24 protein-coding genes are annotated in these 24119 nt (G+C 75.8%); 17 read left to right on the top strand and 7 right to left on the bottom strand.

All coding sequences use genetic code 11. The annotated features are described in order from the left end of the window. The first annotated feature begins 8 nt into the window (after positions 1–8). The 5 genes from ACQPZP_RS23015 (at position 9) to ACQPZP_RS22995 (ending at position 6464) form a co-directional block, all read left to right on the top strand. Positions 9–1304, top strand: coding sequence for a glycosyltransferase (locus ACQPZP_RS23015; RefSeq protein ID WP_433471801.1), 1296 nt, complete (start codon positions 9–11; stop codon positions 1302–1304). Next, a complete protein-coding gene (locus tag ACQPZP_RS23010) occupies positions 1301–3466 on the top strand; it encodes a glycosyltransferase family 39 protein (RefSeq protein WP_433471800.1) in 2166 nt (721 codons plus the stop codon). Before ACQPZP_RS23015 ends, ACQPZP_RS23010 begins: the two co-directional genes overlap by 4 nt. A gap of 17 nt (positions 3467–3483) precedes the next feature. After that, positions 3484–5571 carry an ArnT family glycosyltransferase gene (locus ACQPZP_RS23005; protein WP_433471799.1) on the top strand — a complete coding sequence of 696 codons (2088 nt, stop codon included), beginning with the start codon at positions 3484–3486 and terminating at the stop codon, positions 5569–5571. 103 nt (positions 5572–5674) lie between these two features. Then, positions 5675–5974, top strand: coding sequence for a 4a-hydroxytetrahydrobiopterin dehydratase (locus ACQPZP_RS23000; RefSeq protein WP_433471798.1), 300 nt, complete (start codon positions 5675–5677; stop codon positions 5972–5974). Between the two features lie 7 nt (positions 5975–5981). Then, on the top strand, positions 5982–6464 hold the full coding sequence (locus tag ACQPZP_RS22995; protein WP_433471797.1) for a TIGR00725 family protein: 483 nt from the start codon (positions 5982–5984) through the stop codon (positions 6462–6464). A 14-nt stretch (positions 6465–6478) separates the two neighbouring features. Here the strand turns inward: ACQPZP_RS22995 and ACQPZP_RS22990 are convergent, their stop codons facing one another. From ACQPZP_RS22990 to ACQPZP_RS22980, 3 genes are all read right to left on the bottom strand, one after another. After that, positions 6479–7270: an SDR family NAD(P)-dependent oxidoreductase gene (locus tag ACQPZP_RS22990; RefSeq protein WP_433471796.1), complete on the bottom strand. Its 792-nt coding sequence runs from the start codon at positions 7268–7270 to the stop codon at positions 6479–6481. 11 nt (positions 7271–7281) lie between these two features. Next, positions 7282–8193, bottom strand: a complete 912-nt coding sequence (locus ACQPZP_RS22985; RefSeq protein ID WP_433471795.1) for a hypothetical protein — start codon at positions 8191–8193, stop codon at positions 7282–7284. An 87-nt stretch (positions 8194–8280) separates the two neighbouring features. After that, positions 8281–8805, bottom strand: a complete 525-nt coding sequence (locus ACQPZP_RS22980) for a pyridoxamine 5'-phosphate oxidase family protein (protein WP_433471794.1) — start codon at positions 8803–8805, stop codon at positions 8281–8283. 99 nt (positions 8806–8904) lie between these two features. Here ACQPZP_RS22980 and ACQPZP_RS22975 point away from each other — a divergent pair, with 99 nt between their 5' ends. Continuing rightward, entirely contained in the window at positions 8905–9375 is a 471-nt protein-coding gene (locus ACQPZP_RS22975; RefSeq protein WP_433471793.1) for a PPOX class F420-dependent oxidoreductase, read from the top strand. A 30-nt stretch (positions 9376–9405) separates the two neighbouring features. Here ACQPZP_RS22975 and ACQPZP_RS22970 read toward each other — a convergent pair whose 3' ends face one another. After that, a complete protein-coding gene (locus tag ACQPZP_RS22970) occupies positions 9406–11715 on the bottom strand; it encodes an ATP-binding cassette domain-containing protein (RefSeq protein ID WP_433471792.1) in 2310 nt (769 codons plus the stop codon). Between the two features lie 62 nt (positions 11716–11777). On the opposite strand from ACQPZP_RS22970, the gene ACQPZP_RS22965 reads away from it, so the two are divergent. Beyond that, the gene (locus ACQPZP_RS22965) at positions 11778–12752 is read left to right on the top strand and encodes a helix-turn-helix transcriptional regulator (protein WP_433471791.1); all 975 of its coding nucleotides are present in this window, start codon (positions 11778–11780) and stop codon (positions 12750–12752) included. 5 nt (positions 12753–12757) lie between these two features. Here the strand turns inward: ACQPZP_RS22965 and ACQPZP_RS22960 are convergent, their stop codons facing one another. After that, positions 12758–13189: a MarR family winged helix-turn-helix transcriptional regulator gene (locus ACQPZP_RS22960; protein ID WP_433471790.1), complete on the bottom strand. Its 432-nt coding sequence runs from the start codon at positions 13187–13189 to the stop codon at positions 12758–12760. 98 nt (positions 13190–13287) lie between these two features. Here ACQPZP_RS22960 and ACQPZP_RS22955 point away from each other — a divergent pair, with 98 nt between their 5' ends. Then, on the top strand, positions 13288–14142 hold the full coding sequence (locus ACQPZP_RS22955) for an NAD(P)H-binding protein (RefSeq protein WP_433471789.1): 855 nt from the start codon (positions 13288–13290) through the stop codon (positions 14140–14142). Positions 14143–14201: 59 nt separating this feature from the next. Then, positions 14202–14573: a VOC family protein gene (locus ACQPZP_RS22950; RefSeq protein WP_433471788.1), complete on the top strand. Its 372-nt coding sequence runs from the start codon at positions 14202–14204 to the stop codon at positions 14571–14573. Between the two features lie 16 nt (positions 14574–14589). Here ACQPZP_RS22950 and ACQPZP_RS22945 read toward each other — a convergent pair whose 3' ends face one another. Both ACQPZP_RS22945 and ACQPZP_RS22940 read right to left on the bottom strand, forming a co-directional pair. Next, entirely contained in the window at positions 14590–15951 is a 1362-nt protein-coding gene (locus ACQPZP_RS22945) for a cytochrome P450 (protein ID WP_433471787.1), read from the bottom strand. Between the two features lie 33 nt (positions 15952–15984). Beyond that, entirely contained in the window at positions 15985–16869 is an 885-nt protein-coding gene (locus ACQPZP_RS22940; protein ID WP_433471786.1) for a LysR family transcriptional regulator, read from the bottom strand. Positions 16870–16953: 84 nt separating this feature from the next. Here ACQPZP_RS22940 and ACQPZP_RS22935 point away from each other — a divergent pair, with 84 nt between their 5' ends. From ACQPZP_RS22935 to ACQPZP_RS22900, 8 genes are all read left to right on the top strand, one after another. Beyond that, positions 16954–18024, top strand: coding sequence for an aminotransferase class V-fold PLP-dependent enzyme (locus ACQPZP_RS22935; protein WP_433471785.1), 1071 nt, complete (start codon positions 16954–16956; stop codon positions 18022–18024). A gap of 83 nt (positions 18025–18107) precedes the next feature. Next, on the top strand, positions 18108–19133 hold the full coding sequence (locus tag ACQPZP_RS22930) for an NAD-dependent epimerase/dehydratase family protein (protein ID WP_433471784.1): 1026 nt from the start codon (positions 18108–18110) through the stop codon (positions 19131–19133). Positions 19134–19170: 37 nt separating this feature from the next. Further along, positions 19171–19839: a glycosyltransferase family 2 protein gene (locus ACQPZP_RS22925; RefSeq protein WP_433471783.1), complete on the top strand. Its 669-nt coding sequence runs from the start codon at positions 19171–19173 to the stop codon at positions 19837–19839. Continuing rightward, complete coding sequence (locus ACQPZP_RS22920; RefSeq protein WP_433471782.1) at positions 19836–20486, top strand: TIGR04282 family arsenosugar biosynthesis glycosyltransferase; 651 nt, start codon at positions 19836–19838, stop codon at positions 20484–20486. Before ACQPZP_RS22925 ends, ACQPZP_RS22920 begins: the two co-directional genes overlap by 4 nt. After that, positions 20483–21100 (top strand): class I SAM-dependent methyltransferase, encoded by a 618-nt coding sequence (locus ACQPZP_RS22915; RefSeq protein ID WP_433471781.1) that lies wholly within the window; start codon positions 20483–20485, stop codon positions 21098–21100. The genes ACQPZP_RS22920 and ACQPZP_RS22915 overlap by 4 nt, the downstream gene beginning before the upstream one ends. Beyond that, positions 21076–22236 (top strand): molybdopterin-dependent oxidoreductase, encoded by a 1161-nt coding sequence (locus ACQPZP_RS22910; RefSeq protein WP_433471780.1) that lies wholly within the window; start codon positions 21076–21078, stop codon positions 22234–22236. Before ACQPZP_RS22915 ends, ACQPZP_RS22910 begins: the two co-directional genes overlap by 25 nt. Next, positions 22233–22700, top strand: a complete 468-nt coding sequence (locus ACQPZP_RS22905) for a hypothetical protein (RefSeq protein ID WP_433471779.1) — start codon at positions 22233–22235, stop codon at positions 22698–22700. The genes ACQPZP_RS22910 and ACQPZP_RS22905 overlap by 4 nt, the downstream gene beginning before the upstream one ends. Then, positions 22697–24070, top strand: a complete 1374-nt coding sequence (locus tag ACQPZP_RS22900) for a hypothetical protein (protein WP_433471778.1) — start codon at positions 22697–22699, stop codon at positions 24068–24070. The genes ACQPZP_RS22905 and ACQPZP_RS22900 overlap by 4 nt, the downstream gene beginning before the upstream one ends. Positions 24071–24119 lie beyond the last annotated feature (49 nt).

The raw sequence follows: 24119 nt of genomic DNA, 5'->3' as shown, positions 1-24119 counted from the left end.
TCGGTCTCATGAGTCACCTTGTCACCGAACGGGGCACGCCCGCCGCGCCGCCCCCGCCCTCGCACGACCACGGGGGGCGGGGCAGGCTCGTCGAGGTGGTCGTCCCCGTCTACAACGAGGAACGCGTCCTGGCGGCGAGCGTGGAACGCCTGCACGCCTACCTCGCCGGCACCTTCCCCTACCCGTTCCGCATCACCGTCGCCGACAACGCCAGCACCGACACCACCTGGCGGATCGCCCAGGACCTGGCGGCGCGGCATCCGCGCGTCCACGCCGTGCGGCTGGAGGCCAAGGGCCGGGGCCGCGCCCTGCGGCACGTGTGGGGCACCAGCGACGCCGACGTCGTCGCCTACATGGACGTCGACCTGTCCACCGACCTGGACGCGTTCCTGCCGCTGGTCGCACCGCTCATCTCCGGGCACAGCGACCTGGCCATCGGCTCCCGCCTCACCCGCGGCTCCGCCGTGGTCCGCGGCCCCCGCCGCGAGGTCATCTCCCGCTGCTACAACCTGCTCCTGCGCACCGCCCTCGCCGCCCGGTTCACCGACGCCCAGTGCGGCTTCAAGGCCGCCCGCACCGAGATCGTGCAGGCGCTGCTGCCGTCCGTCGAGGACGAGGAGTGGTTCTTCGACACCGAGCTGCTGCTGCTCGCCGAACGCAACGGGCTGCGCATCCACGAGGTCCCCGTCGACTGGGTCGACGACCCCGACAGCCGCGTCGACGTCCTGCGCACCGCCCGCGACGACCTGCGCGGCATGGCCCGCGTCGCCCGCCGCATGCTCACCGGCGCGTTCCGCGCCCCCGTCGGCGGACGCCCCCGGCTCGACCAGGCCGCGCTCCCCGCCGGAATGGCCCGCCAGCTCCCCGCCTTCGCCGTCATCGGCGTCATCAGCACCCTCGCCCAGCTCGTCCTGTTCGTGGTGCTGCGCCTGGCCATGGGGCCGCTGTGGGCGAACGCGGTCTCCCTGATCATCACCACGATCGGGAACACCGCCGCCAACCGCCGCTTCACCTTCGGCGTCACCGGCACCCGCCGCGCGTTCCGGCAGCAGCTCGAAGGCGGCCTGGCGTTCCTGCTCGGCCTCGCCCTCAGCAGCGGCGGCCTGGCTCTCCTGCACGCCGCCGCGCCCGGCGCGTCCCGGGCCGTCGAGGTCGCCGCGCTCGTCGCCGCCAACGCCGTCGCCACCCTGGTGCGGTTCCTGCTGATGCGCGCCTGGATCTTCCACCCGCGCCGCCTCGGCGGCCGCCCCGCCGCCGGGGACCGCGTCCCCGCGGCCGAGGAGACCGGAGGAACCCAGTCATGACCTCCACGATCACACCGCCCGCCGCCGCCGGACCCGCCTCCCCGGCGGGGCGCGCCCGCAGGCTGCTCCTCGGACCGGACGGCGACCCCCGCTGGGCCCGGCCCGCGCTGTGGGGCATCCTGATCGCGGCGTGCGTCCTGTACGCGTGGGGACTGTCGAAGGCCGGATACGCCAACTCCTACTACTCCGCCGCCGTCAAGAGCGGCACCCAGAGCTGGAAGGCGTTCTTCTTCGGCTCCCTGGACGCCGGCTCCTACATCACCGTCGACAAGCCGCCCATGGCCCTGTGGGCCATGGAGCTGTCCGCGCGCGTCTTCGGGTTCTCCACCTGGAGCCTGCTCCTCCCGCAGGTCGCCGAAGGCGTCGCCGCCGTCGCCGTGCTGTACGCCACGGTGCGGCGCGCGTTCGGGCCCGCCGCCGCGGTCACCGCCGCCGCCGTGCTCGCCCTCACCCCGATCACCGTCGCCATCAACCGCGACAACAACCCCGACACGCTGCTGGTCCTGCTGCTGGTCGCCGCCGCCTGGGCCTGCCAGCGCGCCATCGACACCGGGCGGCTGCGGCCCCTGCTGCTCGCGGCGTTCCTCGTCGGCTGCGGCTTCAACACCAAGATGCTGCAGGCGTTCCTCGTCGTCCCGGCGCTCGGCCTGGCCTACCTCGTCGCCGCCCGGCCCGGGCTGCTGCGCCGCGCCGGGCACCTGCTCGCCGCCGGCGCCGTCCTGGCCGCGTCCTCGTTCTGGTGGATGCTGACCGTGGACGCCGTCCCCGCCGGCTCCCGCCCCTACATCGGCGGCAGCACCGACGGCACCGCCTGGGACCTGGTCATCGGCTACAACGGCCTCGGCCGCGTCTTCGGCGAGAACGGCGGACGCGGCGGCCCCGGGGGCGGCGGCCCGGGCGGCGGTGGCGGCTTCGGCGGCCAGTCCGGCGCCGGGCGGCTGTTCAACGACATCCTCGGCGGGCAGATCTCCTGGCTCATCCCGTTCGCCGTCCTCGCCCTCGCCGCCGGGCTGATCCTGCTGCGGCGCAAGCCACGTACCGACACCGCCCGCGCCGCGCTGCTGCTGTGGGGCGGCTGGCTCGCCGTCCACTACGTCATCTTCAGCTTCGCCAAAGGCACCTTCCACCCCTACTACTCCACCGCCATTGCGCCCGCGGTCGCCGCGCTCACCGGCGCCGGCGCCGTCCTGCTGACCGGCGCCTACCGGCGGTCGGCCAGGTGGGCGTGGGTGCCGCCGGCTGGCATCGCCGCCACCGGCGCATGGGCGTTCGCGCTGCTGGACCGCACACCGTCCTGGCACCCGTGGCTGCGGTGGGCCGTCGCCGCCGCCACCGTCCTGGCCGTGCTCGCCCTCCTCGGGGGACGGTTCGTCCGCCGCGCCAGGACGCGCGCCGCCGTCGCCGGGCTGGTGCTCGCCGTGACCGCAGGTCTCGCCGGGCCGGCCGCGTACGCGGTGTCGGCCGCGTCCACCACCTCCAACGGCTCCAACCCGCTGGCGGGGCCGTCCTCCGGGAACGGGTTCGGCGGACCCGGCGGCTTCCCCGGAGGCCGCGGCACGGCCGGACGCGGCGCACCCCCCGGGATGCCGGGTGGTGCAGGCCTGCCGGGCGGTGCGGGCATGCCCGGCGGACCGGCACAGGACGGGCAGGCACCTGCCGGGCAGCCCGGTGGCCGGAACGGCCAGGCGCCGGGCGGGGCCCAGGCCGGACAGGCACCCGACGGGCGCGGGCAGCGCCCCGCAGGGAGCGGCTTCGGCGGCTTCGGCGGGGGGCCGGGCGGACGGGTCGACTCGCAGATGATCGCCTACCTGGAGAAGAACCAGGGCGGCGCCACCTGGCTCGTCGCGGTCTCCAGCGCCCAGGAGGCGTCCTCGATCATCCTGCAGACCGGGCGTCCCGTCATCGCCATGGGCGGCTTCACCGGAAGCGACCCCGCCATGACCGTCGCCAAGCTCCAGCAGTACGTCAAGGACGGCAAGCTGCGCTACATCCTGCTCGGCGGCCGCATGGGCCCCGGAGGCGGCGGCGACTCCGGCGTCACCGCATGGGTCCAGAAGAACGGGACCCTCGTCGACGCCGGCGAATACGGCGGCACGTCCACCGGCTCGCCGGACGCCTCGTCCGGCGGCTCCACCGGCACCCAGCTTTACAAGCTCGGCTGACCCGCAGGGAAAACGACATGACCTCCACCATCCAGGCCGCCCCGCCCGCGCCCCGCACCCCGCACGGGTGGGGCGGCCTCCCGCGAAAACTGCTGCGCGGCCCGGCCGCCGACCCCGCCTGGGCCCGCCCCGCGCTGCTGGCACTGCTGGCCGCGACCGGCCTGCTGTACATCTGGGGGCTCGGCGCGTCCGGATGGGCCAACGCGTTCTACTCCGCCGCCGTCCAGGCCGGCGCCACCAGCTGGAAGGCGTTCTTCTTCGGCTCCTCCGACGCCGCCAACGCCATCACCGTCGACAAGACGCCCGCCGCGCTGTGGCCGATGGCGCTCACCGCCCGCGTGTTCGGCGTCAACACCTGGAGCATCCTCGTCCCGCAGGCGCTGATGGGCGTCGCGACCGTCGGCGTCCTGCACGCGGCCGTCCGGCGCCGGTTCCCGGCCTGGGCGGCGCTGCTCGCCGGCGCCGCGCTCGCGCTGACACCGGTCGCGGCGCTGATGTTCCGGTTCAACAACCCCGACGCGCTGCTGGTGCTGCTGCTGACGCTCGGCGCCTACGCGACGGTCCGGGCGCAGGAGACCGCGAGCACCCGCTGGCTGCTGCTCGCGGCCGCCTGCGTCGGCACCGGGTTCCTGGCCAAGATGCTGCAGGCGTTCCTGGTCGTCCCGGTGTTCGCGCTGGTCTACCTCGTCACCGCCCCCACAGCCGTGCGGCGCAGGCTGTGGCAGCTGGCCGCCGCCGCGGGAGCGCTGCTGGTGTCGGCCGGATGGTGGGTCGCGGCGGTCGCGCTGGTCCCCGCCTCGTCCCGCCCCTACATCGGCGGATCCCAGCACAACTCCGTGCTGGAACTGGCGTTCGGCTACAACGGGCTCGGCCGCCTCAACGGCGAGGAGACCGGCGGCCTCGGCAACCTCGACCAGGACGCCGGATGGGGCCGCATGTTCGGGACCGTGATCGGCGGCCAGATCTCCTGGCTGCTGCCCGCCGCCCTCATGCTGCTGGCCGCGGGCCTGTGGGCGACCCGCAGCGCGCCCCGCACCGACCCCGCCCGCGCCGCGCTCGCGCTGTGGGGCGGATGGCTGCTGGTCACCGCCGCCGTCTTCAGCTGGATGCAGGGGATCTTCCACGAGTACTACACCGTCGCGCTGGCCCCCGCGATCGCCGCGCTCACCGGCATGGGCGCCGCGCTGCTGTGGGAACGGCGCCGCACCCCCGAGGCCGCCGCGATCCTGTCGGCGGCCGTCGCGGTCACGGCCGTTTGGGCGTACGTGCTGCTCGGGCGGTCCCCGGACTGGCATCCCTGGCTCGCGCCGGTGATCGTCGCCGCCGGCCTCGTCGCCGCCGCGGGCCTGGCCGCCGTGCGGGTGCTGCGCGGACGCGTCCTCGGCGGCGTCGTCGTCCTGGCGGTCCTGGCGTCCCTCGCCGGACCCGCCGCCTACGCGGCCGAGACCGCCCGGACCCCGCACACCGGCGCCATCGTCACCGCGGGCCCGGCGACGTCCGGCGGGTTCGGCCCCGGGCGCGGCGGCCCGGGCGGACGTCCCGGGCGCGGCGGGCCCGGCGGATGGAACCGGGGCCAGGCCGGTGCGCCGCCCCAGAGTGCCGGGCAGAATGCCGGGCCGGGCGCCGGGCAGGGGTTCGGGCCTGGGGCGGGCATGTTCGGCGGCCCCGGCGGCGGACGACCGGGCGGCGGCGGCCGGACCGGTGGCGGGCCTGGGGGCGGCGGGCCCGGCGGGATCCTGGGCGCCACCACCCCGAGCGCGGCGGTGACGGCCGCGCTCAAGGCCCGCGCCTCCTCCTACACCTGGGTCGCCGCGGCCGTCGGATCCAACACCGCCGCCGGCTACCAGCTCGCCACCGGCGAGCCGGTGATGGCCGTCGGCGGGTTCAACGGCACCGACCCCGCGCCCACCCTCGACGGATTCCAGAGCCTCGTCCGGCAGGGGAAGATCCACTACTTCGTCGGGGGAGGGGGCGGCGGCATGTCGATGCGCGCCGGCAGCGGCAGCGACGCCGCCCAGAAGATCAGCGCATGGGTCGCCGCGAACTACACCGCCACCACCGTCGGCGGCACCGTCCTGTACGACCTGACCTCCGCCACCGGGTGACCGCCGCCGGGTGACCGCCGCCTGAGGGCGGTCGCCTGAGTGGAAGGGGAGCCGGAGTGGGAAGGAGGAAGGGCATCAGCGCCGACGAACAGGAAGTGACCCGATGCCCGACACGCTCGACGACACCGCCGTCGCCGGCCGGCTGCGCGACCTGCCCGCCTGGAGCCGGGACGGGAACCAGATCCGCCGGCGGGTGAAGGCGCCCTCGTTCCCGGCCGGGATCGACGTGGTCACCGACGTCGCCCGCGCCGCCGAGGACGCCGATCACCATCCCGACATCGACATCCGCTGGCGCACCCTGACGTTCGCGCTGTCCACCCACAGCGCGGGCGGGCTCACCGCCAAGGACTTCGACCTCGCCGCGAAGATCGACCAGATCGCCGCCCGGCACGGCGCGGAGTAGCCCGGTCATGGCGCTCCAGGTGGCGGTGTGCGGGCCGGGCGAGTGCACCGAAGCCGAATGGGACCACGCCTACGAGACCGGGCGGCTCCTCGCCGCGCGCGGCGCCGTGGTCGTCTGCGGCGGGCACGGCGGCGTGATGGCCGCCGCGGCGGCCGGTGCCCGCACCGGCGGCGGCGTCGTGGTCGGCGTGCTGCCCGCCGCCGACCGCGCCGCCGCCGGCCCGGACCTGACCGTCGCCGTTCCCACCGGCCTCGGCCAGGCCCGCAACAACGTCATCGTCAACGCCGCCGACGCCGTCATCGCCGTCGGCGGATCCTGGGGGACGCTGTCGGAGATCGCCCTGGCCATGCGCGCGGGACGGGTCCCGGTCGTCCAGCTCGGCGGATGGCGCGTCCACGACGAGCACGGCCGGCCCGTCGGGGGCATCGTGCACGCCGCCGACCCGGCCGCCGCCGTCCAGGCCACCGGCCTGTTCGACCGGACCGGCTGACCGCGGACGGCGGGCTAGTGGGCGGAGAAACCGCCGTCCACGAAGATCGACTGGCCGGTGACGTAGGCCGCCGACGGCGACGCCAGGAACACCGCCGCGCCCGCGAAGTCCTCCGCCACGCCGTTGCGGCCGGAAAGGGTCCGCTCGGCGAGCGCCTTCACCTTCACCGGATCCGACGACAGGTGCGCGTTGAGCGGCGTCATCACGAACCCCGGCACCAGGGTGTTGGCGGTGACGCCGCGGCCCGACCACGCCTCGGCCTGCGACCGGGCCAGCGCGGCCAGGCCCGCCTTGGACACCCCGTAGGCGCCGCTGGCCAGCGACGCCCGGAACGCCTGCTGCGAGGCGATGTGGATCATCCGGCCGAACCCGCGCCCCGCCATCCCCGGGCCGAACCGCTGCCCGAGCAGGAACGGCGCGTCCAGGTTCACCGCCATCGTGGTGTCCCACACCTCGGCGCCGAGACCGTCCATCGGCGGGCGCAGGTTGACCGCCGCCGCGTTGACCAGGATGTCCGGCTCGCCGAACGCCGCCGCCGCCTCGTCGGCCGCCTCGGCGACCGCGTCCCGCGACCCCAGGTCGGCGCTGACGAACGCGGCCCGGCCGCCGTGCCCCTCCAGGTCCCGGACCGTCGCGGCAAGCTCCGCCTCCCGCCGCGCCACGACGACCACGGACGCGCCGGCGCGGGCGAGCGCCTCGGCGATCGCCCGGCCGATCCCCGAGCTGCCGCCCGTCACCACGGCGACCCTGCCCTCCAGGGAGAACAGCTCGGACAGGTACGAGTGGGGTGACGGCCGGTCGCTCATGATCGGAAAGTCTACGCAGCTCCCGGGCCGTCCGGCCCACTGCCCGGCGGGGGCTCTGCGCCCGGCTGAGCGGCCAGGACCCGGCCGCGCCGCCCGGACGGTTCGCCGCGTCCCTGCTCGCGATCGTCTCCGGCTCCACCGGCCCGGTCCTGGGCAGGCCACTGTCCGCCGCCGTCAACGTCGTCGCCTGCGCCGGACCGGTCGCCCCGCTGAGCGGCCGCCCGCTTGCGCCGCTCGACCTCCTTGACCGCGACGCCGATCGCGATCACGATCGGGACCGCGAACTTCGCCGCCGCCAGGAGCGCGCGCACCCACGGCGGCGCCGAGAAGTCCGGCAGGTCGGGCCAGGGCACGTCCGGCCAGGGAATGTCCGGCCACGGGATCGACGGCGGGTCGATGTCGGGGAGCCGCCACTCCGGCCACGGAACCCGGTCCAGCAGCACCTTCACCAGCGCGCCCAGCCCCAGCAGCGGGAACAGCACCTGCCCGGTCGCCACCGCCACATGCCGGGACGCGTACAGCGCCGGATGCGCCCGCGCGAACGCCTCCCGCCGCGCGGCGCGCGTCCCCTCCGGCGGCTCGAACGCGACCGGCTCGAACCCGGCGCGCTCGCGGTCTGGCTCACCGTCGGGCTCAGCGTCGCGCTCGTCGTCCTCGGCGGGCTTGGGCGGGCGCAGCTCGCACCGTGCGGCCTGCCCGTCGGCCAGCCCCCGGACGTCGAACCCGACCACCACGCTCAGTTCCCCGTAGGGGAGCGTGACCTTCGGGAAGTCCTTGCCCTCCTCCACGCGGTCGCCGTCCACGTACAGGCGCGCTATGTGGTCCCAGCCGGCGCGTTCGGTCTCGACCTCCAGCCGGCGGCCGTCGTGGACGAGCGTCCAGCGGCCCGCGGGCGCGCCGCTCAGTGAGATTCCCCCTGCCATGCCGCCAGTCTCGCCGGGCGGCACGGCCGCACCAACGCCCGATGGGCCACGGGCCCATAGACCAAAGTCGACACCCGCGCCCGACCCTCAGCGCGCGAAGCTCCACCGCATCGCGCCGTACGGCTCGACCGTGCCCACCACGAACACCGTGTGGAAGGTGATGCGGTAGAGGTGCCAGGGCGGCGGGCCCGCGCTCTGCGCGCTGTAGGGGGCGGTGAACGCGTCGCCTTCCACCTGCGCCGGCCAGCCTCCCTCCCGGTACACCGCCGCGACCGGCTCCAGGACGCCCGGGTCGGTGACGCGCTCGGCCTCACCCTCCAGCACCACGTCCCCGACCGCCGTCCGGACCGAGATGGTGCACGCCGGGTTCGCCGCCAGGTTCCGGGACTTGCGCGTGCCGGGGCCGCTGACGACGTACAGGTCGCCCTCGTACCACGACGCGCCGACACCGGCCGAGTGCGGGCGGCCGTCCGGCCGGACGGTGCCGAGGTACACCGGCGTCTCGGCCTTTGGAAGCGCCGCGGTCAGCGCGTCCCGGACGGTGTCCCAGGCCAGCTCTCCGCCGCCGTAGATGTCGAGGTTGCGGGCCTTGACGGGGTCGCGGTCGCTCATCGTCGTCCTCCTCGGTGAATCCTTGGTGAATCCGTTGTCATGGGTAGACGGCGCGGCGCACCCGAACTCATCGGTGCCCGGTTCCCTAAGGTGGCGGACATGGCTCCTTCGATCGCCACCGCGAACCGCGTCGACCTTCCCGAACTGCTCGAGTTCCTGCGCCCCCGGCACCATGCGGTGCTGTCCACCGTCCGCGCCGACGGGCGGCCCCAGATGTCGCCGGTCACCTGCGGCGTCGACGACGGAGGCCGCCTCGTGATCTCCACATACCCCGAGCGGGCCAAGACCCGCAACGCCCGCCGCGACGCCCGCGTGTCGGTGTGCGTGCTGTCCGACGAGTTCAACGGCCCCTACGTCCAGATCGACGGGACGGCCGAGGTCATCGACATGCCCGAGGCCGCCGACGCGCTCGTCGACTACTACCGCTGCATCGCCGGGGAGCACCCGGACTGGGACGAGTACCGGGAGGCGATGCGCCGCCAGGGCAAGTCCCTGATCCGCGTCACCATCGACCGCTGGGGGCCGGTCGCCACCGGCGGGTTCCCCGCCCGCCTCGCCCCCGGCGACTGAGCGGCGACTGAGCGGCCTCGCCCCCGGCGGCTAGGCCGCGCGGGCCAGGTCACGGCGCAGGAACCCGGCCGTGCAGGTGGGCGCGTCCAGCAGCGCGGCCGGGGTCCCGGCGAACACGATCTCGCCGCCGTGCCGGCCGCCGCCGGGGCCGACGTCGATCACCCAGTCCGCGTGCTTGACCACGTGCAGGTCGTGCTCGACGACGATGACGGTGTCGCCGCTGTCGACCAGCCGCCCCAGCAGGGCGAGGAGCGCGCTCACGTCGGAGGGGTGCAGGCCCGTCGTCGGCTCGTCCAGCACGTAGACCGAGCCGGTGCGGTGCAGCCGGGTCGCCAGCTTCAGGCGCTGCCGCTCGCCGCCCGACAGCGACCCGAGCGGGCGCCCGAGCGTCAGGTAGCCGAGCCCCGCCTCGTTCAGGGCGCGCAGCCGGACGGCGATCGCACGCTCGGCCGGGCCGGTGGCGCGTTCGGCCGGGCCGGTGAAGAAGGCCAGGGCCTCCTCGGCGGTCATCGCCAGCAGGTCCACGACCGTCCGTCCCCGCAGGGTGTGCGTCAGCGCCTCGGGGCGGTACCGGCCGCCGCCGCACGCCTCGCACGTGGTCGTGACCGGGTCCATGAACGCCAGGTCGGTGACGATGACGCCGTTGCCGTCGCACAGCGGGCACGCGCCCGCGGAGTTGTGGCTGAACAGGGCGGCGTCGGCGCCGGTGGCCCGCGCGAGCAGGCGGCGCAGCGGGTCCATGATGCCGGTGAACGTGGCGGGGCTCGACCGGCGGGACGCCGCGATCGCCGACTGGTCCACCACGACCGTGCCGGGATGCCGGGCGGCGAACTCGTCCACGACCAGGGTGCTCTTGCCCGACCCCGCGACGCCGGTGACCGCCGTCAGCACGCCGGCGGGGAACCGCGCCGTCACGTCCTTCAGGTTGTTGGCGCGGGCACCGGTGACCGTCAGCCACCCCGAGGGCTCGCGGAACCCGGCCTTGACCGGCACGGTCCGGCGCAGCGCGCGGCCGGTGGGGGTGGCGGCGTCGCGCAGCCGCGCGGTCGTCCCGGTGAACACCACGCGGCCGCCGTGCACGCCCGCGCCCGGCCCCATGTCGATCACGTGGTCGGCGGCGGCGATCACCGCGGGGTCGTGCTCGACCACCAGCACGGTGTTGCCCTTGTCGCGCAGCCGGAGCAGCAGCGCGTTGAGGCGGTCGACGTCGCGGGGGTGCATGCCGGCGCTGGGCTCGTCGAAGATGTAGGTCATTCCGGTCAGGGCCGACCCCAGGTGCCGGACGACCTTGAGGCGCTGCGCCTCCCCGCCCGACAATGTGCGGGTCTCGCGGTCCAGGGTGAGGTAGGCCAGGCCGATGTCCTCCAGCCGCCGCAGCCGGGTGACCGCCGCGTCCGCGACCTCGGCGGCGTCTGGGCCGGCGCACGCGGCGGCCAACTCGCCGAGCGTGGCGATCAGGTCGCCGATCTCCATCCGGGACAGGTCGGCGATGCCGTGCCCGCCGATGCGCGACGCCAGCGCCGCCGCGTTGAGGCGCGCGCCCCCGCAAGCGGAGCAGGTGTCCTCGCGGGTGACGCGGCGGGCCGCGTCCCGCACCTTCGGCGGCAGCGAGCCGATGTCGCGCCGGATGTAGAGGCGGTGGAACCGTTCCAGCACGCCCTCGTAGGCGTTGTGGCCCATCGACCCGGTGCGGTTGCGGCGCCGCACCCGGAAGCCCTTCCCGTGCAGGAACAGGTCCCACTCCTCGGGGGTGAACTCGCGCAGCGGCTTGTCCGGGTCGAACAGGCCGGACTCGGCGTACAGCTGCCACACGAACGTCCCGACGCCGAACGGCGGGAAGTCGACCGCGCCCTCGTTCAGCGACCGCCCGGTGTCCAGGAACCGGTCCAGGTCGACGCCGGCGACGCGGCCGAGGCCGGCGCACTCGGGGCACATGCCGCGCGGGTCGTTGAAGGAGTAGGCGGACGCCTCGCCGGCGCCGGGCGTCCCGTGCCGGGAGAACAGCACCCGCAGGACCGGGGAGACGTCGGTGACGGTGCCGACGGTGGAGCGGGCGTTCCCGCCGATCGGCCGCTGGTCGACCACGACGGCCGTGGTCAGGCGGTCGATGGCGTCGGCGTCCGGCCGTTCCCGCTTGGGCATCCGATCGCGGGCGAACCAGCCGAGCGTCTCGTTCAGCTGCCGCTGCGCCTCGGCCGCGATCGTGCCGAACACGATCGACGACTTGCCCGACCCCGACACGCCGGTGAACACGACGAGCCGGTTCTTCGGGACGCGCAGCGAGACGTCCTTGAGGTTGTTGTGCCTGGCCCCGGCGATGACGATGTGGTCGGTGTTCATGGCCGTCACGCTAGAACGCAATGCGGTCAGGATCCGGCCTCATTCGCGCGGATACTGGGACCATGTCGTCGGAACGTCTGCTGCGGCTGCTGTCCCTGCTGCAGGGCCGCCGCGAATGGAGCGGCCCGGAGCTGTGCGAGCGCCTCGGCGTCAGCCCCCGCACCGTCCGCCGCGACGTCGAGCGGCTGCGCGGCCTCGGCTACCCCGTGCACGCCACGCTCGGCGCGGCGGGCGGCTACGGGCTGGAGGCGGGCGCCGCGATGCCGCCGCTGCTGCTGGACGACGAGGAGGCCGTCGCGATCGCCGTCGGGCTGCGCGCCGCCACCGGGGGAGCGGTCGAGGGCATCGGTGAGGCGTCCGTCCGGGCCCTGGCCAAACTCGAACAGGTCCTGCCCGCCCGGCTGCGGCGCCGCGTGACCGCCGTGCACGCCGCCACGACACCGCTGACCGGGCCGCCCGCCGGACCTGCCGTCGACCCCGAGACCCTCACCGTGCTGGCCGCCGCGTGCCGCGACCACGAGCGCGTCCGCTTCGCCTACCGGGACGCCGGCGACGGGGAGACCCGCCGCGTGGCCGAGCCGCACGGGCTGGTGTCGGCCGGGCGCCGCTGGTACCTGGTCGCGTTCGACACCGGCCGCGGGGACTGGCGGACGTTCCGCGTCGACCGGCTTTCCGGCCCGCGCCCGACCGGAGCCCGGTTCACGCCCCGCGAGCCGCCCGCCGCCGACGCCGCCGCGTTCGTCACCCGCTCGCTGGCGCGGCGGCGGCCGCTGCGGCGGGCGGTGCTGCTCGTGCACGCGTCCGCGGAGGAGCTGGCCGACCGGTTCCGGGTGACCGGCGCCGAGGTCGAGCCCGTCGACGACCGCACCTGCGTCCTGCGCACCGCCCCCGACTCCCTGGAATGGACGGCGCTGCGCATCGCCTACCTCGACATCGGGTTCGAGGTCCGCGAGCCGTCCGAGCTCCGCGAGCGCCTGGCCGCGATGGCGGCCCGCCTGTCACAGGCCGCGCGGCCGGATCCCACCCGCCAGGACTAGGCGCGCTAGGACTCTCCGGGGTCCAGCGCCGCGGCAGCGCGGTGGATCTTGGTCAGGGCGCTCATCAGGTGCTCGCGCTCTTCGGTGGTGAGGCCGGCGGTGACCTTCTCCTCCAGCAGCCGCCGCTCGGTCTCCACCGGCTCCCGCAGCGCGCGGCCGGCGTCGGTGAGCCAGAGGCGGACGAGCCGGTTGTCCCGCTCGTCGCGCCGCCGGACCAGCAGGCCGGCGGCGGCCATCCGGGTGGCGGCCTTGACGACGGTCGGCGTGGTGACGTGCAGCGCGGCGGCGATCTCGCCGGGCGCGCGGCCGTCGCGCTCCCACAGGGCCCGCAGCAGGAAGTCCTGCCCGTAGTGCAGGCCGTGGCGGCGCATCCCGGTCTCGGCCGCGGCCCGCAGCGCCTTGGACGTCCGGCTGTGCAGGTCGAGGAAGTCGGACATCGCGGCTCCTTCGCCGGCGGATCGATTGACGGCTAATCATTTACCGGCTAACGTTCGGTCGCGGATATCGATAGACGGCAAACGACTTTGGGGGGCTCATGCTACTGGTCACCGGTGCCACCGGGAACATCGGCCGCGACCTCGCCCGCGACCTGGCCGCCAAGGGCGCGGAGTTCCGCGTGCTGGTCCGCGATCCGGCCCGGGCCGCCGGGCTGCCGGCGGACGCCGAGCGGGTCGTCGCCGACCTCGGCGAGCCCGCCACGCTGCCGCCCGCGTTCGCCGGCGCCGACCGGCTGTTCCTGCTCACCGCCGGGATCGGCACCGAGCACACCGCCAACGCCGTGGCGGCCGCGCGGGCGGCCGGGGTCCGGCACATCGTGCACCTGTCGTCGATGACCGTGATCGGCGACCCGGTGCCCGCGATGGGCCGCTGGCACCACGCGCGGGAGGAGATCGTCCGGGCGTCCGGTATCCCCGCCACGATCCTGCGGCCCGGCGCGTTCATGCGCAACGCGCTGGAGTGGGCGGCGACCGTACGGGACGGCGGGTACGTCCTCGACCCGTCCGGGCCGGGACGGTTCGCGCCGGTCGACACCGCCGACATCGCGGCCGTCGCCGCCGCCGTCCTCACCGAGGACGGACACGAGGGGCGGACCTACGCGCTCACCGGCGGTGAGCTGTTCACCCTCGCCGAGCAGGTCGAGATCATCGCCGCGGCGATCGGGCGGGACATCGAGGTCCGGCAGACCTCGACGCCCGAGGAGGCCGTCCGGGCGCGGTTCCCCGGCGGCGCCCCCCGCGAGCTCGCCGACGCCATCGTCGAGTGGTACGCCCTCATGCGCGCCGACACCGCGGGCGTGCGCACCGGCACCGTCGAACGGCTGCTCCGGCGCCCGCCCCGCACCTTCGCCGCCTGGTGCGAACGCAACGCCGAACTCTTCGCCCCTACCTGACAGAAGGTGTCAGGTACGGCTGGAAGCATGGAGGCGTACCGACCGAAGGGAACACATACATGTCCGGTTTCGCGGAGTTCATCGCCGTCAACATCGACTGCCCGGAGCCGCCGGCGCTCGCGGCGTTCTACGCGGCGGTGACCGGCGCAGAGGTCACCTACGACACCCCCGAGGCCGCCGCGGTGAAACTGCCGAACGGCCTGGACGTCTACTTCCAGGGCGTCGCCGGGCACCGGCCGCCGACGTGGCCCGAGGGGGAGCGGCCCCAGCAGTTCCACCTGGACTTCTACGTCGACGACCTCGACAAGGCCGAGGAGACCGTGATCGGCCTCGGCGGCGCGAGGCCGCAGTTCCAGCCCGGCGGGGACCGCTGGCGCGTCCTCACCGACCCGGCCGGGCACCCGTTCTGCGTGTGCCTGCGCCAGAGCTGAGAACCGGACGGCGGGGTCAGAGGACCCGGACGGGCAGGCCGCCGCGCGGGCGCATCGCGGTCACGCTCGTCGGGGTGGCGGCGGTGGACTCCAGGCGCAGCCGGGTGCGGCGCAGCAGGCACGCCAGCATCGTCTTGATCTCCACGGTCGCCAGCGTCGAGCCGATGCACCGGTGCGGGCCGCCGCCGAACGGCAGGAACGTCGCCGGCGTGGTGGGACGGTGCAGGTCCGAGGACGGGTCCCACCGGTCCGGGCGGAACCGTCCCGCCAGCGGCCACACCTCCGGCATCCGGTGGGTGACGAACGGCGAGTAGAACACCATCGCGCCCGCCGGGATCCGGTGCCCGGCGTACTCGATGTCCTCGACGGGGACGCGGGCGCTGAGCACGGCGGGCGGGAACAGCCGCAGCGTCTCGTTCACGACGCCGTCCAGGAAGGTCAGCGCGGGAAGGTCGGCGGCCTGCACGGGCCGGTCGCCGACCACCTCGGCGACCTCGCGCCGCGCCCGCTCCTCGGCGTCCGGGTGCGCCAGCAGCGCGTACACCGCCCACGCCATCGCCGCGCTGGTGGTGTCGTATCCGGCGGAGATGAGGCTGATCACCTGGTCCTGCAGCTCCTGGCGGGTCAGGCCCGTCCCGTCCTCGTCGCGGGCCGCCAGCAGCATGCCGAGCACGTCGTCGTGCTCACCGCCCTCGGCCAGCCGGCGGTCGATCTCCTCGTCCACCCGCCGGGCGACCAGCGCGCGGGACGCCGCGACCCGCCGCATGTACGGGTTGGGGACCGACCGCAGCATCATCTGCAGCACGAAGTTCTGGTCGATCGCGGCGAGCGCGACCTGCAGCCGCCGCCCGATCACCTCGCTGTCGGCGGCGAGCCGGTCGCCGAACAGCACCTCGACCGTGCTGCGGCGGATCACCGCCCGCAGCTCGGCGTAGGCGTCCAGCGTCCGGCCCGGCCGCCACGACTCCAGGGCCGCGTCGGTGTTGGCCGCCATCCGCGCCACATACCCGCCGACCCGGCGGTGATGGAACGCCGGCTGGACCAGCCGCCGCCTCCTGCGATGGCCGTCGCCGTCGCTGACGATCAGCGCGGTCTCCCCGTTCACCGGCACCAGCAGGTCGAACGCCTCCCGCCAGCGGAACAGCCCCGAGTTGGCGAACACGAACGCGTTGGCGTCCGGGCCGAACAGGTGCACGAACGGCCTGCGTCGCGTCCCGACGACCGCGACCGGGCCCGCCTCGGCGTACAGGCGCAGCAGGCTCGCGCACGGGTTCATCGCGAACCCGATCCCGTGCCGGGCCGTCAGCGACGGCGACGGCCCCCGCTCCCTGCGGACACTGTGCGGACCGGTCGCGCGTACGGGGGTGTCGGGTGCCACGCGCCCACTATCGCACGCCCCGCAGGGACGGGCCTACGAGATGGCGGCGAGCTCGTCCAGCAGGGCCGCCACCGCGGGCGGGCGCGGTCCCGCCGCGACGACCGCGCTGATGCGGCGGCTGCCGACGTCCGGCACCCCGGGCGCCGCGACGCCCGGTTCGGTGTGCAGGTCGAGCGCCAGCCCCGGCAGCGTCGTGACGGCCAGGCCCCGCGCGACCAGCCGCTGGATCGCGACGTGGTCCTCGGTGGCGAACGCGATGTCGGGGGTGAAACCCGCCTTCCCGCACGCCCACCGCAGATGGTCGCGGCATCGCGCGCAGCCCGACGCCCACGTCTCACCGGCCAGGTCCGCCAGCCGCGGCCGCTTCGCCGACGCGACCGGGTGCGCCGCGGGGACCAGAAGCCGCAGCGGGTCGTCGCGCAGCACGACCTCGCGGAACCGGGCGTCGGTCTCCGGCGGCATGGACACGTGCCGGAACACCACCGCGACGTCGGTCTCCCCGGCCCGCAGCAGCGCCAGCGCCTCGGGCGGCTCGGCGTCCACCAGCGTCACCGACACCCCGGGCGCGCGGGCGCGCAGCCGGGCCAGCGCGTCGGGCAGCAGGGCGCCGGCGGCCGTGGGGAACGCCGCGACCCGGACCCGTCCCGCGCGCAGCCCGGCGATCGCGGCGATCTGCTCCTGCGCGTCGTCCAGGCGGGCCAGGACGTCCTCGACGTGCTCGACCAGGATCCGGCCCGCCTCGGTCAGCCGGACGCCGCGGCCGTGCCGGACCACCAGCGGGGTGCCGGCCTCGGCCTCCAGCCGCGCGATGTGATGGGACACCGCCGGCTGGGTGTAGGCGAGGGACTTGGCGGCGGCGGTCATCGAGCCGAGCCTGGCCACCTCGCGCAGGATCCGGCCCCGGTGCAGGTCCAGCATCCCCGCAAGGTATCAACCATGCTGATGGGTGGCCAAGAAAACCGTACTTTGTGCTATGGGAGGCGGGTGGCCGACCATCGGTGCATGACCCTTTCCATCCAGGAGGCGCAGCGCGAGTTCAGCGCCGGCGTCGCCTTCCTCAACACCGCCACCTACGGGCTGCCGCCGCGCGCCGCGCACGAGACGATGCTGGCGGCCGAGCGGGACCGGGCCGCGGGGCTGCTGACCCCCGGCGCGCTGGACGAGGCGGTGACCCGGTCGCGGGAGGCGTTCGCGCGGCTGCTCGGCGTCCCCGCCGCCCGGGTCGCGTGCGGGCCCCAGGTGTCCTACTTCGTCGGGCTGGTCGCGGCGTCGCTGCCCGCCGGCGCCGAGGTCCTGGTCGCCGACGGCGACTTCACCTCCCTGCTGTTCCCGTTCGCGGCCCGGCCGGGCCTGGCGGTCCGGTCGGTCCCGCTGGAACGGATCGCCGACGAGGTCCGGCCCGGCACCGACGTGGTCGCGGTGTCGGCGGTCCAGTCCGCCGACGGCCGCATCGCCCCCATGGACGACCTGATCGGCGCCGCCCGCGCGCACGGCGCCCGCATCCTGCTGGACGCCACCCAGGCCGCCGGGTGGCTGCCCCTGCCGGCAGACCGGGTCGACTGGCTGGTCGCCGGCGGCTACAAGTGGCTGCTCGGCCCCCGCGGCACCTGCTTCTTCACCGGCACCCCCGAGGCGCTGGACGCCCTGCCCGCGATCGGCGCCGGATGGTACGCCGGCGCCGACATCTGGGACTCGGTCTACGGGCTGCCGCTGCGACTGGCCGGCGACGCGCGCCGCCTCGACCTGTCCCCGGCATGGCAGTGCTGGGCCGGGCACGCCCCCGCCCTGGAACTGCTGGAACAGGTCGGGATCCCGGCGATCCACGACCACGACGTCGCGCTGGCGCGCCGGTTCAGCGCCGGGCTCGGCCTGCCGCCGGGCGACTCGGCGATCGTGTCGGTGCCCGTCCCGGACGGCACCGCGGGCCTGCTGCGCCGGGGGGGCGTGATCGCCGCCGTCCGGGCCGGGCGGCTGCGCTGCGCGTTCCACCTCACCACCACCGAGGCCGACGTCGACAAGGCCGCCGGCCTGCTCGCCCCGCTGGTGGCCCCGCTGCCCGGCGGGGACGGGTGAAGTTCTTACAAGGTTCGAACAAGGTGCCTTGACGGTGCCTTTCGCGGCGACCGGGAGGCGACCCGCGTCCTACTTTCGTCCGCATGAACGTACTGCTCACCGGGTCGGCCGGATTCATCGGCTCGAACGTCGCCGAGGCCCTCACCGCCGCGGGCCACCGCGTCCGCGGGCTCGACGTGCGGCCGGACGCGCTCGGCGGCCCGCCCGCCGACGTCCGCGACCCCGCCGCCGTCGCGCGCCGCCTGGCCGGCGTCGACGCCGTCTGTCACCAGGCCGCCAAGGTCGGCCTCGGCGTCGACGTGTCCGACCTGCCCGGCTACACCTCCGTCAACGTGCAGGGCACCGCCGTGCTGCTGGCCGAGATGGCCCGCGCCGGCGTCGGCGTGCTGGTGCTGGCGTCCTCGATGGTGGTGTACGGGGAGGGCGCCTACACCTGCGACACCCACGGTCCGGTCCGCCCGCGGCCCCGCCCGGAGGAAGCGTTGCGCGCGGGACGGTTCGAGCCCGCCTGCCCCGCCTGCGGGCGGCCGCTGGCACCGGGCGCCGTCGGCGAGGAGACCCCGCCCGGCCCCCGCAACGTCTACGCCGACACCAAGCTCGCCCAGGAGCACCTGGCCGCCTCGTGGGCGCGCTCGACCGGCGGGTCCGTCGCGGCGCTGCGGTACCACAACGTCTACGGGCCGCGGATGCCGCGCGACACCCCCTATGCCGGCGTCGCGGCGATCTTCCGGTCCCGGCTGCTGGACGGCGAGGCGCCGCTGGTGTTCGAGGACGGCGCGCAGCGGCGCGACTTCGTCCACGTCCGCGACGTCGCGCGCGCCAACGTGCTGGCGCTGGAGCGGGTCGCGGCCGGGCCGCCCGAGCCGGGCGGGCTGCGCGCCTACAACATCGCCAGCGGCGAGCCCCGCACCATCGGCGACATGGCCGGCGCGCTCGCCGGGGTGTTCGGCGGCCCGGAGCCGCGGGTGACCGGCGGCTACCGGCTCGGCGACGTCCGCCACATCGTCGCCCGCCCCGACCGCGCCCGCCGCGAGCTGGGCTTCTCCCCCTCGGTGCCGTTCGCCGAGGGCATGGACGAGTTCGCGCGGCCGCCCGTCACCAGTTCGTAAGGGTCGTTCCCACGTCACGGAAAGTAGCGTCTGAGCTGTGATCGATGTCGTTCTCCCGTGCCTCGACGAGGCCGAGGCACTGCCCTGGGTGCTGACGCGGATGCCCGGCGGCTTCCGGCCCCTGGTGGTCGACAACGCCTCCACCGACGACTCCGCGCGCGTGGCCGCCGAGCACGGCGCCCGCGTCGTCCCGGCGGGCGTCCGCGGCTTCGGCGCCGCCTGCCACACCGGGATCCTGGCCGCCGAGACCGAGGTCGTGTGCGTCATGGACGCCGACGCCTCCCTCGACCCCGCCGAGCTGCCCCGGCTCGTCGCCGCGCTCGGCGACCTCGACGCCGCCGGACGCCCCGGCCTGGTGCTCGGGCGGCGGCGGCCGTCTGGACGGGGCGCGTGGCCGCCGCACGCCCGGCTCGGCAACGCCGTCCTGGCCCGCTCCCTGAACCGGCGCGCCGGCACCCGGCTGCACGACCTCGGGCCGATGCGCGCCGCCCGCCGCGACGGGCTCCTCGCCCTCGGGATCGCCGACCGCCGGTTCGGCTACCCCCTGGAGATGGTGCTGCGCGCCGCGCACGCCGGGTGGCGCGTCGGGGAGATCGACGTCGCCTACCGTCCCCGCACCGGCACCTCGAAGGTGACCGGGACGCTCACCGGCACCGTCCGCGCCGTCCGCGACATGCGCCGCGTCCTGGCGGAGGTCACGCCATGACCGGCACACCCGCCGCCGACCTGATCGTCATCGCCAAGGAGCCCGTCCCCGGCCGGGTCAAGACCCGGCTGACGCCCGCCTACACCCCCGCCGAGGCCGCCGCGCTCGCCGAGGCGTCGCTGCGCGACACCCTCGCCGCCGTCGCCGCCGCACCGGCCGCCCGCCGGATCCTCGCGCTCGCCGGCACCCCCGGCCCGTGGCTGCCGGACGGGTTCACCGTCATCGCCCAGCGCGGCCGCGGCCTGGACGAACGCCTCGCCGCCGCCTTCGACGACGCGTGGCGGGGCCGCCCGCTCGTCCTGATCGGGATGGACACCCCGCAGGTCACACCCGCCCTCCTGGGCGGTGCCGGCCGGGAGCTGGCACACCGCGACGCGGTGTTCGGCCCCGCCGCCGACGGCGGGTTCTGGCTGCTCGGGCTGCGCCGCCCCGACGCGCGGCTGCTGCGCGGCGTCCCGATGTCGCGGCCCGGCACCGGGGCGGTCCAGCTCGCGCGGCTGCGCGCCGCCGGGCTGGACGTCGGGCTGCTGCCCGAGCTGACCGACGTCGACACCCCCGCCGACGCCCGCGCCGTCGCCAAGGCCGCCGCGGGCGGCCGGTTCGCCGCCGCCGTTCGCGGCCTGGGATCCCGGACCGTCCCGGCATGATCGGCGCACTGTACGAGGAGGCCCTGCAGGGCGGCGCCGCCGTCGAGATCGAGCACGCCGACGGGCGCCGCCGCCCGCTGCCCGTCCGGGACTGGCTGGCCCTGCGCCCCGGCGACGGCGGGCTGCTGGCCCGCTGCCGCGGCGCCACCCTCGACGTCGGCTCGGGACCGGGCCGGCTGACGGTGGCGCTCGCCCGCCGCGGCCTGCCGGTGCTCGGCATCGACGTGGCCCCCCGCGCGGTCGCGCTGACGGTCGCGGCGGGCGGCCCGGCCCTGTGCCGGGACGTGTTCGGCCGCGTGCCCGGCACCGGACGCTGGCGCACCGTCCTGCTCGCCGACGGCAACATCGGCATCGGCGGCGACCCCGCCGCGCTGCTGCGCCGCGTCCTGGCGCTGCCGGCGCCCGGCGGGCGGGTGCTGATGGAGGTCGAGCCGCCCGGCGCCGGGTCGCGGACCGAGCCGCTGCGGCTGCGGTCGGACCGGTCGGTCGGGGAATGGTTCCCCTGGGCGCACGTGTCCGCCGACGCCGTCGCCGGGCTGGCCGCCGCGTGCGCCGCGACCGTCACCGAGCAGTGGGAGGAGGCCGGCCGATGGTTCGTCGCCCTGCGTCCCTGAGAAGTGCGCTCCCGAAACCGCCGGCGGCGCTCACGACGCTGCCGGGACGCTTCACCAGCCGCCTGCACGACGAGCGGGTCGCGTCCTGGCTCGGCATCGCCCTCGGCGCCAGCATCCTGGTCTCGTTCGGGACCGGCCTGGTCAGCCACTTCATGCAGCAGCCCGCCGGGTGGATGCAGTGGCCGTCGCGTCCGGTGAACCTGTACCGGGTCACCCAGGGCGTGCACGTCATCGGGGGCCTGGCGACGGTGCCGCTGCTGCTGGCCAAGCTGTGGACGGTCTACCCGAAGCTGTGGCAGTGGCCGCCGGTCCGCTCGATCGTCCACGGCGTGGAACGGGCATTGGTGTTCGTCCTGGTCGGCGCGGCGCTGTTCCAGTTCGTCACCGGAGTGATGAACATCGGCTACTGGTACGCGTTCCGGTTCTACTTCACCACCGCGCACTATTGGACGGCCTACATCCTCTTCGGGGCGCTGCTCATCCACGTGGCCAACGAGTGGTCCAAAGCGCGCCGGACCGTGATGACCAGGCCGCAGGACGCGGTGGGGCGCCGCGGCTTCCTGCTCACCGTCGCGGCCGCGAGCGGGGTCGTCGCCCTGACCGCGGTGGGGGAGGCGTTCACCCCGCTGGCGCGGCTGGCGGTGCTGGCGCCCCGCCGCCCCGGAGACGGCCCGCAGGGCGTCCCGGTCAACAAGTCGGCCGCCGCGACCGGCGTCACCTCCGCCGCCCGCGATCCCGGCTGGCGGCTCACGGTGACCGGACGCGTCGCGCGGCCGGTCACCCTGTCCCTGGCCGACCTGCGCGCACTGCCGCAGCACACCGCGCGGCTGCCCATCTCCTGCGTAGAGGGCTGGAGCGTGGAGGCGAACTGGCGGGGCGTGCGGCTGCGGGACGTGCTGCGCATGGCCGGCGTCGCCGGCGACGCGCGGGTGCGGGTGGAGTCGCTGGAACCCTACGGGCTCTACCGCACCTCGCTCGTCGACGCCCCGCACTGGCACGACTCGCTGACGCTGCTGGCACTCGGCCTGAACGGCGAACCCCTCGACCTGGACCACGGCTACCCCTGCCGCCTGATCGCGCCTAACCGGCCGGGCGTCATGCAGACCAAGTGGGTGCACCGGCTGGTGGTCCTGTGAAGACGCGGATACTCGCCTACCTGGCGGGCCTGGGGTTCATCGCCCTGGGCGTCCGCGGGATCGTCGCGGAGGTGCCCGTCGCGCGGTGGGCCGCCTGGTTCGCGGGCGCGGCGGTCCTGCACGACGGCGTCCTTGTCCCGGCGGTCCTGCTCGCGGGGCTGGTCACCGGGCTCGTGCCCGCCGGGAACCGGCGCATACTGCGGGCCGCGCTCGTCATCGCCGGATGCCTCACCGCGGTCTCGATCCCGCTCGTGCTGGGCTACGGGCGCCGCGCCGACGAGCCGTCCCGCCTTCCGCTGCCCTACGGCCGCAACCTGGCGATCGTGCTGGCCGCCATCGCCGCCGCGGCGGTGTGCGCCGCCGTGGCCCGCGCCGTCATCGTCCGCCGAGGTGCCCGGGACGGTGCCCGGCATGGCGGGGCGACGCGCGCCCCGCGACCCTCGGGTAAAGAGCCGCGCCGATGACGCTCACCCGGGCGCGCGGGCGCGCGAACGCCCCGGCGCCCCCGAAGCGGCGCGTCTGGCCGGGGTGGGTCGCGGTCGCGTTGTGGGCGGCCGTGATCGCGGCGGCGTTCACGCTGGGCTGGTCCCTGCGGCGCGCCGGCCTGGCGACCGAGGACCCGCTGCCTCCGCTGCACGCGCGGCTACGGGAGCGGCCGCTGACCTGGCAGCTGCTCCCGGCGGCGGCGTTCGCGGCCCTGGCCGTGGCGGCGCTTCCCGTGCTCGCGGCGCGGCTGCCGTGGCGGTGGCTGCCGCCGGCCGCGTGGGCCGGCGCCGCCGCGTGGACGGTGGCGCTGGCGGCCGGCGACGGCTGGCACGCCCTGGCCGGGCCGCTCGACGCGCCCACCGAATACCCGGCGGGCCTGGCCCAGCTGCGCCCCGACCCCCTCGAATGGCTGCGGACGTTCACCGAGCGGCTCGGCGGCTACACCACGCATGTGCGGGGACATCCGCCGCTGCCGACGCTGCTGCTGTGGGCGCTGGAGAAGGCCGGGCTCGGCGGGACCGGGTGGGCGGCGGCGTTCGTCATCGCGGCGGGGACGTCGGCGGTGGCCGCGATCGCCGTCACGGTGCGGTGCGCGGCGGGGGAGCGGGCCGCGCGGGCCGCGGTCCCGTTCCTGGTGCCGGCCCCGCTGGCGGTGTGGGTCGCGACGTCGATGGACGCGGTGTTCCTGGCCGCGGGCGCGTGGGGGACGGCGCTGCTGGCAGTGGCCGCCCGCCGGGCTGGGGCGCGGGCGGCCGCGGCGGCCGCGGCGGGCGGGCTGCTGCTCGGCTGCCTGCCGTATCTGAGCTACGGGCTGCTGCCGCTGTTCGCGGTGCCGCTGGCGGTGCTGCTGCTCGGGCGTCCCCCGGCGCGGGTCCTCGCGGCCGCCTGTGCCGGGCTGGTGGTGGTCCCGGCCGCCTTCACGCTGCTGGGGTTCTGGTGGCCCGACGGCGTCCGCGCCACCCTGGACACCTATCTGATCAGCCGCGGATCGGCGCAGCGCTCCTACCCCTACTTCCTGTTCGCGAACCTGGCCGTCCTGGGACTGCTGACCGGCCCGGCGGTCGCGCACGCGCTGCCCCGCACGGCGGCGGCGCTGTGGCGGGGCGCCCGGGCACGGGCGCTCTCGCCCGAGGCGGCCGTGGCGGCGACGGCCGGCGCGGCGCTGCTGGGCGTGCTCGTCCTGGACGTGTCCGGCGTCGCCAAGGGCGAGGTCGAGCGGATCTGGCTGCCGTTCGCCGGCTGGATCATGGTCGCCGCCGCCGCGCACCATCGCAGGCCGAGGGCATGGCTGGCGGCGCAGGCGGCGACCGCGCTGGCCGTCCAGGCGCTCGTGCTGTCCCCCTGGTGAACGCGGCCACGTTTCGGCGGCCGCCGAAACGACCGCGGGTTAGCGTCGG

The organism is Spirillospora sp. CA-142024 (assembly GCF_050942325.1).
GTDB lineage: Bacteria > Actinomycetota > Actinomycetes > Streptosporangiales > Streptosporangiaceae > Spirillospora.
The sequence above is the reverse complement of the archived record's forward strand: the minus strand, read 5'-3'. Positions and strand labels throughout refer to the sequence as shown.

Coding starts and splice junctions, on each gene's coding strand:
- ACQPZP_RS23015 (WP_433471801.1), top strand. CDS start 9: ATGAGTCACCTTGTCACCGAACGGGGCACGCCCGCCGCGCCGCCCCCG.
- ACQPZP_RS23010 (WP_433471800.1), top strand. CDS start 1,301: ATGACCTCCACGATCACACCGCCCGCCGCCGCCGGACCCGCCTCCCCG.
- ACQPZP_RS23005 (WP_433471799.1), top strand. CDS start 3,484: ATGACCTCCACCATCCAGGCCGCCCCGCCCGCGCCCCGCACCCCGCAC.
- ACQPZP_RS23000 (WP_433471798.1), top strand. CDS start 5,675: ATGCCCGACACGCTCGACGACACCGCCGTCGCCGGCCGGCTGCGCGAC.
- ACQPZP_RS22995 (WP_433471797.1), top strand. CDS start 5,982: ATGGCGCTCCAGGTGGCGGTGTGCGGGCCGGGCGAGTGCACCGAAGCC.
- ACQPZP_RS22990 (WP_433471796.1), bottom strand. CDS start 7,270: ATGAGCGACCGGCCGTCACCCCACTCGTACCTGTCCGAGCTGTTCTCC.
- ACQPZP_RS22985 (WP_433471795.1), bottom strand. CDS start 8,193: ATGGCAGGGGGAATCTCACTGAGCGGCGCGCCCGCGGGCCGCTGGACG.
- ACQPZP_RS22980 (WP_433471794.1), bottom strand. CDS start 8,805: ATGAGCGACCGCGACCCCGTCAAGGCCCGCAACCTCGACATCTACGGC.
- ACQPZP_RS22975 (WP_433471793.1), top strand. CDS start 8,905: ATGGCTCCTTCGATCGCCACCGCGAACCGCGTCGACCTTCCCGAACTG.
- ACQPZP_RS22970 (WP_433471792.1), bottom strand. CDS start 11,715: ATGAACACCGACCACATCGTCATCGCCGGGGCCAGGCACAACAACCTC.
- ACQPZP_RS22965 (WP_433471791.1), top strand. CDS start 11,778: ATGTCGTCGGAACGTCTGCTGCGGCTGCTGTCCCTGCTGCAGGGCCGC.
- ACQPZP_RS22960 (WP_433471790.1), bottom strand. CDS start 13,189: ATGTCCGACTTCCTCGACCTGCACAGCCGGACGTCCAAGGCGCTGCGG.
- ACQPZP_RS22955 (WP_433471789.1), top strand. CDS start 13,288: ATGCTACTGGTCACCGGTGCCACCGGGAACATCGGCCGCGACCTCGCC.
- ACQPZP_RS22950 (WP_433471788.1), top strand. CDS start 14,202: ATGTCCGGTTTCGCGGAGTTCATCGCCGTCAACATCGACTGCCCGGAG.
- ACQPZP_RS22940 (WP_433471786.1), bottom strand. CDS start 16,869: ATGCTGGACCTGCACCGGGGCCGGATCCTGCGCGAGGTGGCCAGGCTC.
- ACQPZP_RS22935 (WP_433471785.1), top strand. CDS start 16,954: ATGACCCTTTCCATCCAGGAGGCGCAGCGCGAGTTCAGCGCCGGCGTC.
- ACQPZP_RS22930 (WP_433471784.1), top strand. CDS start 18,108: ATGAACGTACTGCTCACCGGGTCGGCCGGATTCATCGGCTCGAACGTC.
- ACQPZP_RS22920 (WP_433471782.1), top strand. CDS start 19,836: ATGACCGGCACACCCGCCGCCGACCTGATCGTCATCGCCAAGGAGCCC.
- ACQPZP_RS22915 (WP_433471781.1), top strand. CDS start 20,483: ATGATCGGCGCACTGTACGAGGAGGCCCTGCAGGGCGGCGCCGCCGTC.
- ACQPZP_RS22910 (WP_433471780.1), top strand. CDS start 21,076: ATGGTTCGTCGCCCTGCGTCCCTGAGAAGTGCGCTCCCGAAACCGCCG.
- ACQPZP_RS22900 (WP_433471778.1), top strand. CDS start 22,697: ATGACGCTCACCCGGGCGCGCGGGCGCGCGAACGCCCCGGCGCCCCCG.